Genomic DNA, 14,393 nt, shown 5'->3' on the forward strand with positions numbered 1-14,393 from the left:
ATGAAATTAACCTACCTATGTTTGATAATAATTGCTCGGTTTAGTTGATTAATAAAAATCTATTCACCCATCTTCTTTAAATCTAATTAATCTTGCTTATTTTTCTATAGGCAAGATTATTTAGTTTGCTCGAATCGTCAAGATTATCACACCAATTATGCGTTCAAAAAATAATTAATCCTAAAAACATAGTCTTTTTAATAGTCAAACAAACTATGTCAATAAATATCTTGTTCATATGATACAGAAGTGAGGTTGAAAGGATTCATTTCTTATAACCAAGCTAGAAAATAGGAAAGGAGATTTTAGAATGAGTCAACCACAAAATAAACGATATAGTGACACTAGTTATCAACCAGTAAGAGACTGCCAACTATGTAGCAGCCTTGATGCCAAAGATAGCGAGCTAAAAAACCATCATTATCAGAATGATCATGAACCTAGTGATCATCATGATAATGATTTTAGTGAGGCAGCTGTTGTTGAGGAAGGCGATCAATTGGTATCTGTAGACCAAGAATCTGATGAACTAATTTGGATTAAGGATTCCTGTAATGTAACTGTTCAAACAACGGATACTCAAGCATCCGTGTCTCTTCAAATTGGACTACAACTTGCAATTGCTCTAGTAGTAAGTATTGCAATTGGTGATTCTAATCAGGGTCAAGCTATTGCACAAGATATATTCCAAAGGTTTAATGATGAACAATCCAATAAGCAAAAAATCATTATTTATAACTCAAAAGACGTTAATATCGTGACTACCGATACAGATTTAGCCGTGAACATTCAGGCTATGCTTCAAGTATTAGTTTCATTAGTTGTTAAACTAGACGTTCTTTAAATTTTTTATAAAAAAGAAAAGAGGTGAAAATATGAATAAATGGAAAGCATTAGATCATTGCGATGATAATGATCATAATAATGCGGATGTACAGCAAAATGGAGCACAAGTAGTATCTACTAAGCAACAATCATACGAGTGGATTGTTGTAAAGAATTCAGAAGGCGTAGACATCCAAACAACAGACACACAAGCAGCATTGTCCTTACAACTAGGAATTCAAGCAGCTATTGCTGCAGTTATCACCATTACTTTAGGAGATACAGATCAAGCTAGAGCTGTTGCCCAAGACATGAAGCAGTTTATAAAGACTAAACAACAAAATGTCCAAAAAACTATTATTGAGGGATCCAAAAATGTAAAAGTTACAACTACAGACACAGATCTAGCAGTAAACATTCAGGCTATGCTTCAAGTTCTTGTATCTTTAGTAGCTAAGTTAGATATTTTATAATATATCGAATCAATTTAGAAATATTTAATTTGAGTAAGTGCGCTTCAAATTTGGTTTGAGCGAGTCACTTTTAAAATATTTTCTAATTAACCTCCAATTAAGGTTATGGTTGAGACGGTCTATTCGTTGGGTTTGAAAACGTAAAAGATTCCACGCTCCTCTTAAATTATAGTTGCATATAATAATACGAATGATATTAGAGAAGGAGTGAAAGACGTGAGCGAGATACCCAAAAAAGCAAATGCAATTCCTAATAAGGTCATTGATTTAATAGTGAGTGATACACTACGTAAAAATGGCGTAGATCTTGATGATGTTAAAGGAAAATTATCCACTGAGCAAAAGCAATTACTCAAAGAACTAGTGGAAGAACTGACCTTACAAGTGGACCAATTTATTGATCCGACATCCGAAAAAAAGAATGATGACTGAAAAACAACGTTGCTTATTAGTAACTGACAAATAATTTTAAGATGTATTAATTAGAGTAACATGTCTTTAATTTCCGCTATGGTGGAAGCAGTGAATGAGAAGAGCAGGTAAGATTTACTATAGGATTACGCTGTTGTGAAGGCTTGTCTGCCTACTCATCCCACTGTATGTTTCAACATTAATATACAAGTTATACTGCCAATACTATTTTAGGAATCATATTTAAACGCCTATGTTATAGGCGTTTATTTTTTTATAGCTTTGTTAAAGTTATTGGTGGATTTTGACTAACAATTCTTTTTTATAGTGACTGTAAACATTAAAAAAGGAACTTTTAAATGGCTATTAAGAACATAAATAGATGATGAAATTGGGTTGGTGACAGTTTTTAGCTTTGTTTAAGCGAGTAAATTTTTTTTATGCTTTATCGGTGCTAAAGCTGTTCCATTTATTGATTGGAGCACCAGACGGCGACTCCTACGGGATGAGTGAGACAGATAAGACATCACAACCACGCGCGTAAGCGATGGGTGATGGCTTATCGCTCACCCCGAGGAAAGCGTCCGGCTGGGGCGAAAAATCAATTCTACTCTCTGTTCTAAGATTTCTTTGCATTATAAATCAACCCTAACCTTTAACATAGCCTTTTTTATTTATAAAAAAACTGCCGCTCCCGCGACAGTTTTAATTGGCATATTATTTTACTTGTGCACCATTTTCTAGTTTTTCATCAACAGTTGCTAGAGTTAAGTATCCATCTTTTTCACCAGCTAAAATCATCCCTTGGGAAAGTTCTCCACGAAGTTTTACTGGTTTCAAATTAGCTACTACAATTACTTTTTTCCCTACTAGCTCCTCTGGTTTATAATGCTTTGCTATTCCTGAGACAACCTGACGTTTTTCATACCCCAAGTCTAATTGTAATTTTAATAATTTGTCTGCTTTAGGAATAGCTTTACATTCCAATACTGTTGCTACTCTTAAATCAACTTTAAAGAAGTCATCAATAGAAATTTCCTCTGATTGCTCTTGCTCTTCCTCTGCTTCTTCCTCCACCTCTTCTTGTAGAGTTTTGACAGAACCGCGCATTTGCTCACGTATAAAAGCTACTTCTATATCTACGTCTAAACGAGGGAAAATAGGCACTCCTGTACTAATAACTTGTGTACCCTCAGGGATGACATTAAAATCACCAAGTTTCTCCCATTGTAGCTGAGCGTCAGTTAAGCCTAACTGCTCCATAATTTCTTTTGGGCTATTTGGCATAAATGGTTGGATTAAGGTAGCAATCTGACGAAGACTTTCCGCTAAGTTAATCATAACACTAGCAAGTTGCCCTTTTTTTGCTTCATCTTTTGCTAGAACCCATGGCTGAGTCTCATCAATATATTTGTTTGTACGAGACACAAGAGACCATAAATCTCCTAATACAAGGCTAAACTGCATTTTCTCCATATTGACTTCATATTTTTCTATTGCTTCTTTAGCAAATTGATGTAAAGTTGCATCAAATTCTGTCGCTTCTCCTTGGTTAACAGGAATATTACCATCAAAGTATTTGTTGATCATCGAGACTGTTCTATTTAAAAGATTCCCAAGATCATTAGCAAGGTCAAAATTCGTGCGTTCTACAAAGGATTCCGGTGAAAATACACCATCTTGTCCAAATGGAAGCTCACGAAGTAGGAAATAACGTGTCGCATCAAGTCCATAACGCTCCACTAGCATCTCTGGATATACAACGTTTCCTTTTGATTTTGACATTTTACCGTCTTTCATCATGATAAATCCATGTGCAAACACTTTTTTCGGAAGAGGTAAATCTAAAGCCATTAAGAAAATCGGCCAATAAATCGTATGGAAACGAACTATATCCTTCCCTACCACATGTACATCTGCTGGCCAATATCTTTTAAAAAGGGTATCGTCATCTGACATATAGCCTAATGACGTTATATAGTTTGTTAAAGCATCTACCCATACATATATGACATGCTTTGCATCTCCAGGAACACGAATTCCCCAGTCAAAGGAAGTTCTCGATACAGATAAATCTTCTAGACCTGGCTTGATGAAGTTATTGATCATCTCATTTTTTCTGGATTCCGGTTCTATAAACTCTACATTGTTTTCATAGTATTCCAATAAACGTCCCGCATACTTCTTCATATTGAAGAAATACGATTCTTCTTTTACCTTGTGAACTGGTCTACCACAATCCGGACAATTTCCTTCATCCAATTGAGTTTCTGTGAAGAAGGACTCACATGGCGTACAGTAGGACCCCTCATATTCTCCTTTGTATATATCTCCATTGTCTAGGAAGGTTTGAAAGATTTTTTCTACTGCTTCTGTATGACGGCTTTCTGTTGTTTGTATAAAATCGTCATAAGATATATCCATAGTTGCCCAAGTTTTCTTAGCAGCTAATGCAATTTCGTCCACATATGCTTGTGGCTCCATCCCCGCTTCTTGCGCTTTTTCCTGTATTTTTTGACCATGCTCGTCCATCCCAGTTAAAAAGCGAACGTCATAGCCTCTTAATCGTTTATAGCGTGCCATTGCATCGGAAGCTACCGTTGTATAAGCTGTTCCAATATGGAATTTACCACTTGGATAGTAAATAGGGGTCGTAATATAAAATGTTTTATCTTGTGCGCTCAATGCTAATTGCCTCCAATGCTGAATCTTCTATATACTTTATTCTATCGAAATGGGGTAGTTGTTTCAATCTATACCTCTGAAGCAATTTTGTCGAATTTTCTTTATGACTTACATTATTTCCATTAATAGCAAGATTATTCCTAAGAATGATATAATAATTATTTTTATTAGGTATATTATGTAAACATAGTCATATTTTTATCATCCATTCTAATAAAATCAGAAGAATAATTATTGACCAATATGGTAGTACTTGGTATGATTAAGTACATAAAAGAGGTTAATGTCGAATTTTGGCGAAAAATATACACTCTTGAGAGGAGAAACTTTAATAATGAAATCTACAGGTATAGTTCGTAAAGTTGATGAGTTAGGACGCGTTGTTATTCCTATTGAACTTCGTCGTACACTAGGTATAGCAGAAAAAGATGCGCTTGAAATATATGTTGACGATGATAAAATCATCTTAAAAAAATATATGCCAAACATGACTTGTGCAGTTACTGGTGAAGTATCAGATGAAAATCTTCGTCTTGTTGGGGGCAAATTAATTTTAAGCCCAGAAGGTGCAGAACAATTAATTAAAGAAATTCAAAGCAGCTTAAAATAAGAACTAAAAAACATCCGTGCAGACGGATGTTTTTTTTTAACCTTTGAACTTTAAAATATGCCATGAGGTTTTATAAGAATCAATCCCCTACTCAATCGATTTCATAGCTAGGGAAATTTCGCTATTCTACGTGATAACTTTGGTAAACCTCTCTTTTAGGTAACCCTCGTTGAATGGAAACTTCTTTAATCGCATCCTTTGATTTCAGTTGCTTTTCCTGTATCAAATGCTCGACATGTTCTTCAATGCTTAAATCTTTCCACCAAGCTTCTTCTATTTCTTCTTTAGCTTCATTGCCAGCAAGCACTATACAAAATTCACCACGAATTTCATTTGTTTCTGCCCATTCGACCGCTTCGTCTATTGTACCTCTTAAAAATTCCTCAAATTTCTTTGTAAGCTCTCTCGCTAATACAATTTGACGTGTTCCATCCATAATTGCTTGCATATCTTTTAAAGATTCCTTCAGACGGTGAGGAGACTCATATAATAGAATTGTTTCTTGTCTCTTTTCTAGTGTTGTAATTTCCGCTTTTCTTTCCTTCTTATTTCTGCTAAGGAATCCGTAAAAAAAGAACGGTTGCGTAATCATTCCTGAGGCTATTAGAGCACTTATAGCAGCATTTGCTCCTGGAACGGGTACCACTGCAAATCCTTCTGCTATTGCTTTTGCAGCAATATCCGCTCCTGGATCTGAGATGCACGGTAGACCAGCATCACTTACCAATGCAACTTGTTTCCCATCCCTCAATATTTCTAATATTTTCTCTCCACCAGCTAGCTGGTTATGGTCATGATAGCTTGTTAAGGGAGTAGATATCTCAAAATAGTTACATAACTTCTTCGTATTCCTAGTATCTTCTGCTGCTATATAGTCGACTTCCTTCAAAATACGGATAGCACGCATTGTCATATCCTCTAGGTTACCTATTGGGGTAGCTACTAAATACAAACAACTACTGTTTTCATGTTCTGTTGATTTTTGTGAATTCATTTGCTGACTCACCTCTCATATGAGCTATTTTTTGTTTTCTTGTAAGTTGCTTAAAAGCATATTCTGCCTGCATTGCCTCTTGTTTTGACTCAAAAATTTCCTTATAAATACACTTAACTGGGAGTCTTGCCCTCGTGTACTTTGCTCCTTTTCCTTCATTATGAACCTTGATACGCTTAAACAAATCATTTGTATAACCAGCATAGTAGGAGCCGTCATTACATTGTAATACATAAAAAGTATGCTCTTTATTTGTCACCATACAGCATCTCTTTAACCTCATCTGTGTATTGTCCATCTTCTCCGTACACATAAAGAGGAGGTAAAATTTTTAAATCTGGTTTTCCATCCTTAATAGCCTCGATCAATAATGTATTAGCTTCCTTACCTTTTTTGGGATAAACAAACCGAATACGTTTTGGCTCTAGTCGGTTGGCTCGCATAGAAGTGACAATATCTAATAACCTACCAGGGCGATGCACAAATGCCGCTTTCCCTCCCTGTTTGAGTAGCTCACTCGCTGATTGCACCGCTTCTTCCAAGGTAAGATGTATCTCATGCCTTGCAATAGCTAGATGTTCCTTGAGATTTTTGTCACTTGCTACATGTGCTGGAAAATAAGGAGGATTACAGGTTACCACATCATATTTTTCAGTTCCAATTTTACTTGCTATTCCTATAACATTATCTTGCATAATATGAATTTGTTCTGTTAGCTTGTTAAACTCGACACTTCTCGTTGCCATATCAGCTAACCTTTCCTGCAATTCAATCCCCACTATTTCAGCTTGTGATCGTGCACTTAGGAAAAGAGGAATAGCTCCATTTCCCGTACATAGATCTACCATTTTTCCTCTTTTAAAAGGGACATATGTAAATCTTGCTAATAAAACTGCATCTAAGGAAAAGGAGAAAACAGAAGGGCTTTGTATAATTCTTAAATCCTCTGCCAATAAATAGTCTAGCCTTTCATCATCCTTTAGCCATTGCTCCATAACTTAAACCTCCATAAAACAAAAGACTGACACCCACCTATGGAGTGGCATCAGTCAATTGATTAGACATTTTGTTTATTTAAAAAAGATAAGCAAAATAAACAATCTTCTTCCTTCCGAGCGCTTCCGAAATGAACATGACATACATGGTAACCTTCCTGATAAAGCCTTGCTAGGTTATCATAGCCTTCACCTATATCTGCCTTGTTTAATCGTTTCTCTCGTATCTTTTCGTCCATTACTTCTTTTCCATGTATTTCATCAAGTCTTTGTCTTAAATGATTGTTCTCTTCTTGTAACGCTTGACGTTCTTCTATCATAATCGCTACAAATTCTTTCAAAGCGCGAAATTGGAGCTGCGTGGACTCTAACTGTTTTTCAAATTCTATAATTGTATCAAAAAAATTACGGTCCATCACCTATTCACCTCATTGCCCCGTCCATTATACTGGATTTTTAGCATAGTTTACAACCTCATCTAACGTATAGTCTAATATACGAAGTGGATCACTTAACTCAATACGTAAAATTCTCTCTAAAATATTCATGCTGACCACTTTTCCGAATCCATCTGGTGTCTCAATTTTATCACCAATGTCAGGCATTTGCTCTCTTGCAGCCTCATATTCGTCATTTTCATACTTTAAGCAGCACATTAGACGTCCGCACAATCCGGAAATCTTAGAAGGATTCAATGATAGGTTTTGATCTTTTGCCATCTTAATAGATACTGGCTCAAAATCACCTAAAAAGGTTGAACAGCAAAGCATTCTTCCACAAGGACCAATACCACCAAGCATTTTTGCCTCATCTCGCACCCCTATTTGTCTGAGTTCAATACGAGTTCTAAATACAGAAGCAAGATCCTTTACTAAGTCACGAAAGTCTACTCGACCCTCCGCCGTGAAATAGAAGATAATTTTGTTTCGGTCGAATGTATATTCAACGTCTACAAGCTTCATCTCTAATTCTCTTTGTAATATTTTTTCGGTTCCCAATGCTAATGCCTGGGCCGATTCTAAACGATTTTCTTCCACTTGGATTTTGTCCTTCTCCGTAGAAGGACGGACTACTTGCTTCAACGGTAAAACGACATCGTTTTCTCCTACTTGTTTAATAGGTACGACGACTTTCCCATATTCTACGCCACGAGCAGTTTCAACAATTACATAGTCATCTTTCTCTAAAGCGTAGTCTACTGGATCAAAATAATATATTTTACCCGCTTTCTTAAAGCGGACTCCTACAACATTATACAAAACTATACCCCTCCTGCAGGTTAAGCATCAGCTGCTCCATCATCAGTGTCCGGTTCATATTTCTATGCAAATTTTGCTTTGCATCTAAAATTAATTCTAACTGTTTAGACAATTGCTCATACGTCTTTTGTAATGCTATCTGTTTCCAGAATGAAATCATATCTGGATAGGTACAAACTGCGAGTGGAGTTGCTTTTATAGCTACTATATCACGATAAGCAAATAGTAGTAAATCTAATACTTGTTCTGCACTTTCCTTTTCTTTTAGCAAGGGACCAAAATCTTCATGTATGCACATAAGTGCATGCTGAACACTTTTTTCACTTGCTTCCACCAATTTTATCACTGATTTCCTTGCAAGTCCAAATTGCTCGTCTTTCGCTAAAATTAGAGCTTCTTCTACTTGATTCGTCATTCTACTAACTGTAGAAGCCATTGAATCAGTAATTCCCTCTTCCATTAACTTCTTTTTTAATACTCCCTGTGGCATGGTGGCTAAGCCTATATGCTGACATCTGGACCGTATTGTTGGTAATAAGGCATGCATCTTATCGGTCAATAGAATGGCAGTAATTTCGCTCTGAGGCTCCTCTAAAAATTTAAGTAATGTATTAGAGGAACTTGTGTTCAATCGATCTGCTTCATGTATTACATAAACCTTTCTTCCTCTTTCAATAGAGGTTTTGCTCATCTCATGTATTAATTCATCAATTTGATTTCTTTTTATATTTTGACCATCTGGCTCCAGTTGAATAATGTTCAAATGATTAGACGATTTTAATCTTTTACAGTTTCGACATGTTTCACATGGAACATTTTCTGTCGAATTTTCGCAAAACATAAGCTGTACAAAAAATTGCATAACTTTCGTTTTCCCTGTACCATTAGCACCTTCAATAATGTAGGCATGTCCAATACGATTTTTGGCTACTATAGATTGGATTTGTTTAATAGCAGTAGGTTGTATTTTTTCTATTCCTTGAATGGACCATTCTTCTTCCATGCTCATAGTGGTTCCACCTCTCTAAAAAATCCCGTGTCTCGCACGGTGCGATAACACGGGAACATTACGTATATAGATTAATAAGTAATCCTTTAATTTCGCCTATTTTATCTAGTAATTCTATAGAGCTTTTTTCTTGGCTCAGAATTTCTTCTGCTAGCTCTACCAATTTTTCATCTATAGTCTCTACGATTTTTAACTTTCTTCCTTCACCAAATCGATTCCATGTATGAGATTGCTTTAATCCCATTCCAAAATCTACAGCTTCCTCTAGAAACTTTTTAATCAGCATTTTAAACTTAGCCATATCACGTAGATTTCTAGACCTTGCTAAACGATCTCCTGCTGTCGTAATATCTCCTAACAGTTTCGTTAAGGCTTCGGTTTGCATCCGCTGATCCTGCTTTGTAATCATTTGCCCAAACTTTGCAGATTGAATATTGTTCTGCATAGTATCCTTGCGTATCTTATCTATCCCTACTCGTACATCTTGATTTATCTTCAAATTTTTCGATCCTTTCCTTCATTATTAAAAATGATGGAATTGTTCAATTGGAAGAACAAATACTGTAGCTCCTCCTACCTCTACTTCCACTGGGTACGGAATGTAAGAATCAGCATTTCCTCCCATAGGTGAAACTGGGGCTACCATCTGTTCACGTGCTCTACAATTGTCTCTTATTAATTCTAACGCAGAAGATACTAAGGAGTCATCTGTACCGATCAGAAACGTAGTATTTCCAGATCTTAAAAACCCACCTGTACTAGCAAGTTTTGTTGCACGAAACTTTGCTTTCGTTAACGCATTTGACAATCTGTTACTATCTTGGTCCTGCACTACGGCTACTATTAATTTCATCGCTACTCACTCCCACTTTTCTATTCTGTTTATTTTATTATAGCATTAATTACCTAAAAATTTCTAATTCCATTTTTACTACTTTATAGGTATCTTCTAATACTTCTTCGAGCTTTTGAGAAGCATCTATTACTTTAATTCTGTCTGGATATTGTTTTACTAAGTTAAGGTAGCCTTCTCTAACCTTTTCATGAAATTGAAGACTCTCCACATCTAGCCTGTTTTTTTCTCTACTGCTATGTGCATTAATTCTTTCTAACCCAACACTAGGTTCTATATCAAAAAGAATCGTGCGGTCGGGCATAGTCTGTCCAATTGCAAATTGATTGATTGCTAATATTTCTTCTACCCCTATCCCTCTTGCATGTCCTTGATATGCAAGCGAACTATCAATAAAACGATCACAAATAACAATTTTACCAGCTTCTAGAGCAGGCAAAACTTTTTCAACTAAATGCTGTCTCCTTGCTGCAGCATATAATAATGCCTCCGTACGGCTATCCATCATTGTATGCTCGTTATCTAAAATTATTCCTCTTATTTTCTCCGAGATATTAATGCCTCCAGGCTCTCTTGTCATCACGACTTCAAAGCCCTCTTCCATTAATCTTTTTCCAAGTAATTGCATGACAGTTGTCTTGCCTGCACCTTCTGGACCCTCGCTTGTTATAAAATACCCTTTTTTTTGCACTATTAATCCTCCACAACATAAATTAGCTTTTCATCGAGTCTATGATCCCCCTGGAAGGTAGCTCCTTTATCAATCCATTCCTCCAGTTCAGTTAACATAGAAATCGTAATCTTTTCTCCTGGAATGAACAATGGTACTCCCGGTGGATACGGAATGAGTATTCCTTTAGCTATTCTTCCTATGGAGCGAACATAGGGAACCCACTCGCCTTTTTTCTCATTTAAGAGGCTCATATTCATTTCAATCGTAGAAACAGATTTAAACGATTTATTTCTTATATCTTTAGGAATTATCGGTGTTTCTTTTTTAAGCTCGTCTACGGCATTTTTAATTCGTTTTCTTACTTCTGCAAAAGGGTAGTCTTGGTCCTTTTTTAGCAAAGGAAGAATTATTAAAACCTGATAAGTATCCGCAAGCTCCGCATATACATGTTGTGCTTCTAAAGCCTGTTGAACTTGAAAACCAGAATAGCTCCCAACACGTATTAGTAATTTCAGTGGATCATTTACTTCTATTACTTCCACTAACTTAATCGTTTGGAGTGCCTGAATGAACAAATCTCTTTTATATATTAACTGTTTGAAATCCATTTCATTGTATCTTTGTACATAGCTTCTTGCATCATCTAAGGATGCCATTAATAAATAAGAAGGACTGCTTGATTGAAGCATCCTTAAATACTTGTTTACTTGAGAAACTTTTATAATAGAAGAATTCATATGTAAGTACGAACCCATTGTCATAGATGGTAATGTTTTGTGTGCAGATTGTACTACTATATCTGCACCGTAATCAAGAGCAGATAATGGAAAACCGCTGTTTGCCTTAAAATGTGCCCCATGTGCTTCGTCTACTAGAACTGGAATACCTTTTGTATGGCAATAATCGATAATCTCTTTTATTTCATTAGAAGCCATTCCATAGTAAGTTGGGTAAGTGAGTAGAACACCTTTTACTAAAGGAAACTCTTCTATTGCGCTTTTAATGGTGTTGGCAGAAACAAAGGTTGTTGTCTTTGTGCGAGAATCCCATTCTGGTGTGACAAAGATAGGTTCAACACCTACTAGCTCAATTGCATGAAAAATTGACTTGTGAGCATTCCTCTGTACTATTAACTGTTCTCCATACTGGCATGTTGCATATAGCATAGCTAAATTCCCAACAGTCGTTCCATTGACAAGAAAATAACTTTTTTTTGCCCCGAATGTAGAGGCTAACAATTCTTCCGCTTCTTTAATCGCTTCTTCTGGATGATGTAAGTCATCTAAGCCTTTAAGTTCTGTAAGGTCATAGGATAAGGCGTCCTTAATAACCTCAGGAAGATTGGATAACACCCCATGTTTATGTCCTGGTACATGAAAGGAGATATTCTTTTGACTATGAAATTTTTCAAGCGCTTCTACTAAAGGTCGTTTTTCATGCATTTCTTATACCTCACCAAACTTTATTATCTTTCTATTATACATGAAATAAGACATGAGATAAGGATAGATGGTTTGCACCTATTTTTGGACAGAAAGGGCAGAACTTTATTAAATATTTATTTTCCGGGAAATTATTTTATTGTATGAATATAGCTCCTACTGCACAACAAATTGGATTCACACATATTATGCGGAGAATGTATAGCAATGACGATATAGAAAGGAGCTGCTCTATGGTTTTCCCGTTTGACTACACCTCCCCATCCGCTCAATTCACTTTTGATGTGAACACAAGTACCTTGTTTAAAAAAGATAGCCAAAACTTTATTAATGTTTTAGGGATTCAGCAATTAAACACACTAGACAATGTATCTTTACTTGATATTTTTCTTAGTCCAAACAATGTGATTGAGCCCCATTACCACCAAAATGCTGCCGAGCTTGTCTATTGTATTTCTGGTGCATTAACCGTCTCATTATTGAATCCTTTTACCAAGCAAATGCAACATTTTCCGCTTTCACCTGGCCAAGTAGCAAATGTACCTCAAGGATGGTGGCATTATGAAGTAGCTACAGAGAAACATACACATCTACTAGCCATTTTTAATGCACCAACACCCGAAGTAATACTCGGATCAGATATCCTGAAGTTGACTCCAGCAAATGTTATGGCCCAGACGTATTGTTTAGATGAAACTCTTTGGGAAAAAGCAATTGCACCAGTAGTCCCTTCCACATTTATTGGTCCACCTGCGAGCTGTAACAAAACTACTGAAAGTTAATTCTTAACATAATGAGTTGCAGACAAGATGACATGGACTATTCCCATGTCTCTTTTATGTTTTTTCACACTTACTTAGCGGGAGATTGATTTTTGTTTTAAGGCTATGTTAAAGATAAAAGTCGATTTGAAAATGCACGAAACAAATAACTTCTGCCTCTCTACTTTTCCTAGTGGGTTTTAAGTGAATTTTTTTGGCTAAAAATTACGGTGTTAGTTCCATAAAATAGCCGTAATCGTTAACCTAACAAAGGCACTATTGCTATTGATAATACTAAACTTATTAAGAATGTAATTAGCCAGTCTCTTTTTTGAGTTGTTTTAAGTAGTATATTCAATACAGACCCAATACAAATACATACTATAAATCCGACAACAATATTAATGAGTTCCATGAGATACCTCCTAACAAAAATATTTTCCCATTTACCCACAAATTCATTGACACAACTAGTCTAAGCCGTTCGTATTTAAAGGTCAGCCCAAATTGGTTGACCTTTTTGTATTGATTTTTATTATAACATTCTTCCTTGCTCCCTCGAACCCTTTGTCTCTTCGCTTTTTCCTGTAAAAGACAAAACAAAAAAGCCGCCACCGATTACTCGGTGACGACTTCCTTTAGTTGCCCAGCGACGTCCTACTCTTGCAGGGGCGACCCTCCAACTACCATCGGCGGCTGCGAAACCAGATGGGCGGCAGATTTCTTCGTCAGCCGCAGTCGTTCGGTTCTCGCGTATGCCATACGCTCCGAGCCTCTCTTCCTTGCTTCCTCGAACTCTTTGCCCCTCCGGCTTCTCGCCCACTTGCTTAGGGAGAGAGTGCCTTCGGCTTTTTTTTTTCATTTTAAACAAAAAAGCCGCCACCGATTACTCGGTGACGACTTCCTTTGGTGCCCAGCGACGTCCTACTCTTGCAGGGGGAGACCCCCAACTACCATCGGCGCTGAAGAGCTTAACTTCCGTGTTCGGTATGGGAACGGGTGTGACCTCTTCGCCATCATCACTAGACTTTTGAGTTGTTCACTCAAAACTGGATAAAAGACATCATATTAGAAACAAACAATTTGGTTAAGTCCTCGATCGATTAGTATTCGTCAGCTGCACGTGTCGCCACGCTTCCACCCCGAACCTATCTACCTCATCGTCTTTGAGGGATCTTACTTACTTGCGTAATGGGAAATCTCATCTTGAGGGGGGCTTCGTGCTTAGATGCTTTCAGCACTTATCCCGTCCACACATAGCTACCCAGCGATGCCCTTGGCAGAACAACTGGTACACCAGCGGTGTGTCCATCCCGGTCCTCTCGTACTAAGGACAGCTCCTCTCAAATTTCCTACGCCCACGACGGATAGGGACCGAACTGTCTCACGACGTTCTGAACCCA

The 14,393-nt window shown here is 36.9% G+C and carries 17 protein-coding genes and 2 rRNA genes; 5 read left to right on the forward strand and 14 right to left on the reverse strand.

Annotated elements, in window-relative coordinates; all coding sequences use genetic code 11:
• Window positions 1–310 precede the first annotated feature (310 nt).
• From Q0371_RS06490 to Q0371_RS06500, 3 genes are all read left to right on the forward strand, one after another.
• On the forward strand, window positions 311–844 hold the full coding sequence (locus Q0371_RS06490; protein ID WP_298469584.1) for a spore coat protein: 534 nt from the start codon (window positions 311–313) through the stop codon (window positions 842–844).
• A gap of 31 nt (window positions 845–875) precedes the next feature.
• The gene (locus tag Q0371_RS06495; RefSeq protein ID WP_169360341.1) at window positions 876–1,298 is read left to right on the forward strand and encodes a spore coat protein; all 423 of its coding nucleotides are present in this window, start codon (window positions 876–878) and stop codon (window positions 1,296–1,298) included.
• A gap of 216 nt (window positions 1,299–1,514) precedes the next feature.
• Window positions 1,515–1,730, forward strand: a complete 216-nt coding sequence (locus Q0371_RS06500; protein WP_205964094.1) for a spore coat protein — start codon at window positions 1,515–1,517, stop codon at window positions 1,728–1,730.
• 696 nt (window positions 1,731–2,426) lie between these two features.
• Here the strand turns inward: Q0371_RS06500 and metG are convergent.
• Complete coding sequence (gene metG, locus Q0371_RS06505) at window positions 2,427–4,394, reverse strand: methionine--tRNA ligase (RefSeq protein ID WP_298469590.1); 1,968 nt, start codon at window positions 4,392–4,394, stop codon at window positions 2,427–2,429.
• Window positions 4,395–4,728: 334 nt separating this feature from the next.
• Here metG and Q0371_RS06510 point away from each other — a divergent pair, with 334 nt between their 5' ends.
• Window positions 4,729–5,004 carry an AbrB/MazE/SpoVT family DNA-binding domain-containing protein gene (locus Q0371_RS06510; protein WP_144541581.1) on the forward strand — a complete coding sequence of 92 codons (276 nt, stop codon included), beginning with the start codon at window positions 4,729–4,731 and terminating at the stop codon, window positions 5,002–5,004.
• A 121-nt stretch (window positions 5,005–5,125) separates the two neighbouring features.
• Here Q0371_RS06510 and rsmI read toward each other — a convergent pair whose 3' ends face one another.
• The 10 genes from rsmI to Q0371_RS06560 all read right to left on the reverse strand — a co-directional run bounded on the left by rsmI (window position 5,126) and on the right by Q0371_RS06560 (window position 12,229).
• Entirely contained in the window at window positions 5,126–5,998 is an 873-nt protein-coding gene (gene rsmI / locus Q0371_RS06515; RefSeq protein WP_169360339.1) for a 16S rRNA (cytidine(1402)-2'-O)-methyltransferase, read from the reverse strand.
• Complete coding sequence (locus Q0371_RS06520; RefSeq protein WP_298469603.1) at window positions 5,970–6,260, reverse strand: GIY-YIG nuclease family protein; 291 nt, start codon at window positions 6,258–6,260, stop codon at window positions 5,970–5,972. The genes rsmI and Q0371_RS06520 overlap by 29 nt, the downstream gene beginning before the upstream one ends.
• Window positions 6,247–6,993 (reverse strand): tRNA1(Val) (adenine(37)-N6)-methyltransferase, encoded by a 747-nt coding sequence (locus tag Q0371_RS06525; RefSeq protein ID WP_298469606.1) that lies wholly within the window; start codon window positions 6,991–6,993, stop codon window positions 6,247–6,249. The genes Q0371_RS06520 and Q0371_RS06525 overlap by 14 nt, the downstream gene beginning before the upstream one ends.
• A gap of 62 nt (window positions 6,994–7,055) precedes the next feature.
• Window positions 7,056–7,412, reverse strand: a complete 357-nt coding sequence (yabA, locus tag Q0371_RS06530) for a DNA replication initiation control protein YabA (RefSeq protein ID WP_169360336.1) — start codon at window positions 7,410–7,412, stop codon at window positions 7,056–7,058.
• A gap of 24 nt (window positions 7,413–7,436) precedes the next feature.
• Window positions 7,437–8,252: a stage 0 sporulation family protein gene (locus Q0371_RS06535; RefSeq protein WP_169360335.1), complete on the reverse strand. Its 816-nt coding sequence runs from the start codon at window positions 8,250–8,252 to the stop codon at window positions 7,437–7,439.
• A complete protein-coding gene (locus tag Q0371_RS06540) occupies window positions 8,245–9,255 on the reverse strand; it encodes an AAA family ATPase (RefSeq protein ID WP_298469627.1) in 1,011 nt (336 codons plus the stop codon). The genes Q0371_RS06535 and Q0371_RS06540 overlap by 8 nt, the downstream gene beginning before the upstream one ends.
• A 64-nt stretch (window positions 9,256–9,319) precedes the next feature.
• A complete protein-coding gene (locus tag Q0371_RS06545; protein WP_169360334.1) occupies window positions 9,320–9,760 on the reverse strand; it encodes a YaaR family protein in 441 nt (146 codons plus the stop codon).
• A gap of 24 nt (window positions 9,761–9,784) precedes the next feature.
• Window positions 9,785–10,114 carry a cyclic-di-AMP receptor gene (locus Q0371_RS06550; protein ID WP_142643831.1) on the reverse strand — a complete coding sequence of 110 codons (330 nt, stop codon included), beginning with the start codon at window positions 10,112–10,114 and terminating at the stop codon, window positions 9,785–9,787.
• A 49-nt stretch (window positions 10,115–10,163) separates the two neighbouring features.
• A complete protein-coding gene (gene tmk, locus Q0371_RS06555) occupies window positions 10,164–10,805 on the reverse strand; it encodes a dTMP kinase (protein ID WP_169360333.1) in 642 nt (213 codons plus the stop codon).
• A 2-nt stretch (window positions 10,806–10,807) separates the two neighbouring features.
• Window positions 10,808–12,229: an aminotransferase class I/II-fold pyridoxal phosphate-dependent enzyme gene (locus Q0371_RS06560; protein WP_298469620.1), complete on the reverse strand. Its 1,422-nt coding sequence runs from the start codon at window positions 12,227–12,229 to the stop codon at window positions 10,808–10,810.
• A 233-nt stretch (window positions 12,230–12,462) separates the two neighbouring features.
• Here Q0371_RS06560 and Q0371_RS06565 point away from each other — a divergent pair, with 233 nt between their 5' ends.
• A complete protein-coding gene (locus Q0371_RS06565) occupies window positions 12,463–13,011 on the forward strand; it encodes a cupin domain-containing protein (RefSeq protein ID WP_251556943.1) in 549 nt (182 codons plus the stop codon).
• Window positions 13,012–13,525: 514 nt separating this feature from the next.
• On the opposite strand, the gene Q0371_RS06570 is transcribed toward Q0371_RS06565, so the two are convergent.
• The 3 genes from Q0371_RS06570 to Q0371_RS06580 form a co-directional block, all read right to left on the reverse strand.
• Window positions 13,526–13,861 carry a hypothetical protein gene (locus Q0371_RS06570; protein WP_298469621.1) on the reverse strand — a complete coding sequence of 112 codons (336 nt, stop codon included), beginning with the start codon at window positions 13,859–13,861 and terminating at the stop codon, window positions 13,526–13,528.
• Between the two features lie 40 nt (window positions 13,862–13,901).
• Window positions 13,902–14,017, reverse strand: a 5S ribosomal RNA gene (gene rrf, locus Q0371_RS06575).
• A 56-nt stretch (window positions 14,018–14,073) separates the two neighbouring features.
• Window positions 14,074–14,393 (reverse strand): 23S ribosomal RNA (locus Q0371_RS06580); the annotation flags it as partial.

Origin of the sequence: uncultured Psychrobacillus sp., from assembly GCF_938022135.1 — a bacterium.
Lineage (GTDB): Bacteria > Bacillota > Bacilli > Bacillales_A > Planococcaceae > Psychrobacillus.

What these genes read in the sequence shown, in the direction of transcription:
- Q0371_RS06490 (WP_298469584.1), top strand. Translation starts at nt 311, where the DNA reads ATGAGTCAACCACAAAATAAACGATATAGTGACACTAGTTATCAACCA.
- rsmI (WP_169360339.1), bottom strand. Translation starts at nt 5,998, where the DNA reads ATGAATTCACAAAAATCAACAGAACATGAAAACAGTAGTTGTTTGTAT.
- Q0371_RS06520 (WP_298469603.1), bottom strand. Translation starts at nt 6,260, where the DNA reads ATGGTGACAAATAAAGAGCATACTTTTTATGTATTACAATGTAATGAC.
- Q0371_RS06510 (WP_144541581.1), top strand. Translation starts at nt 4,729, where the DNA reads ATGAAATCTACAGGTATAGTTCGTAAAGTTGATGAGTTAGGACGCGTT.
- Q0371_RS06550 (WP_142643831.1), bottom strand. Translation starts at nt 10,114, where the DNA reads ATGAAATTAATAGTAGCCGTAGTGCAGGACCAAGATAGTAACAGATTG.
- Q0371_RS06560 (WP_298469620.1), bottom strand. Translation starts at nt 12,229, where the DNA reads ATGCATGAAAAACGACCTTTAGTAGAAGCGCTTGAAAAATTTCATAGT.
- Q0371_RS06540 (WP_298469627.1), bottom strand. Translation starts at nt 9,255, where the DNA reads ATGGAAGAAGAATGGTCCATTCAAGGAATAGAAAAAATACAACCTACT.
- Q0371_RS06525 (WP_298469606.1), bottom strand. Translation starts at nt 6,993, where the DNA reads ATGGAGCAATGGCTAAAGGATGATGAAAGGCTAGACTATTTATTGGCA.
- Q0371_RS06565 (WP_251556943.1), top strand. Translation starts at nt 12,463, where the DNA reads ATGGTTTTCCCGTTTGACTACACCTCCCCATCCGCTCAATTCACTTTT.
- Q0371_RS06495 (WP_169360341.1), top strand. Translation starts at nt 876, where the DNA reads ATGAATAAATGGAAAGCATTAGATCATTGCGATGATAATGATCATAAT.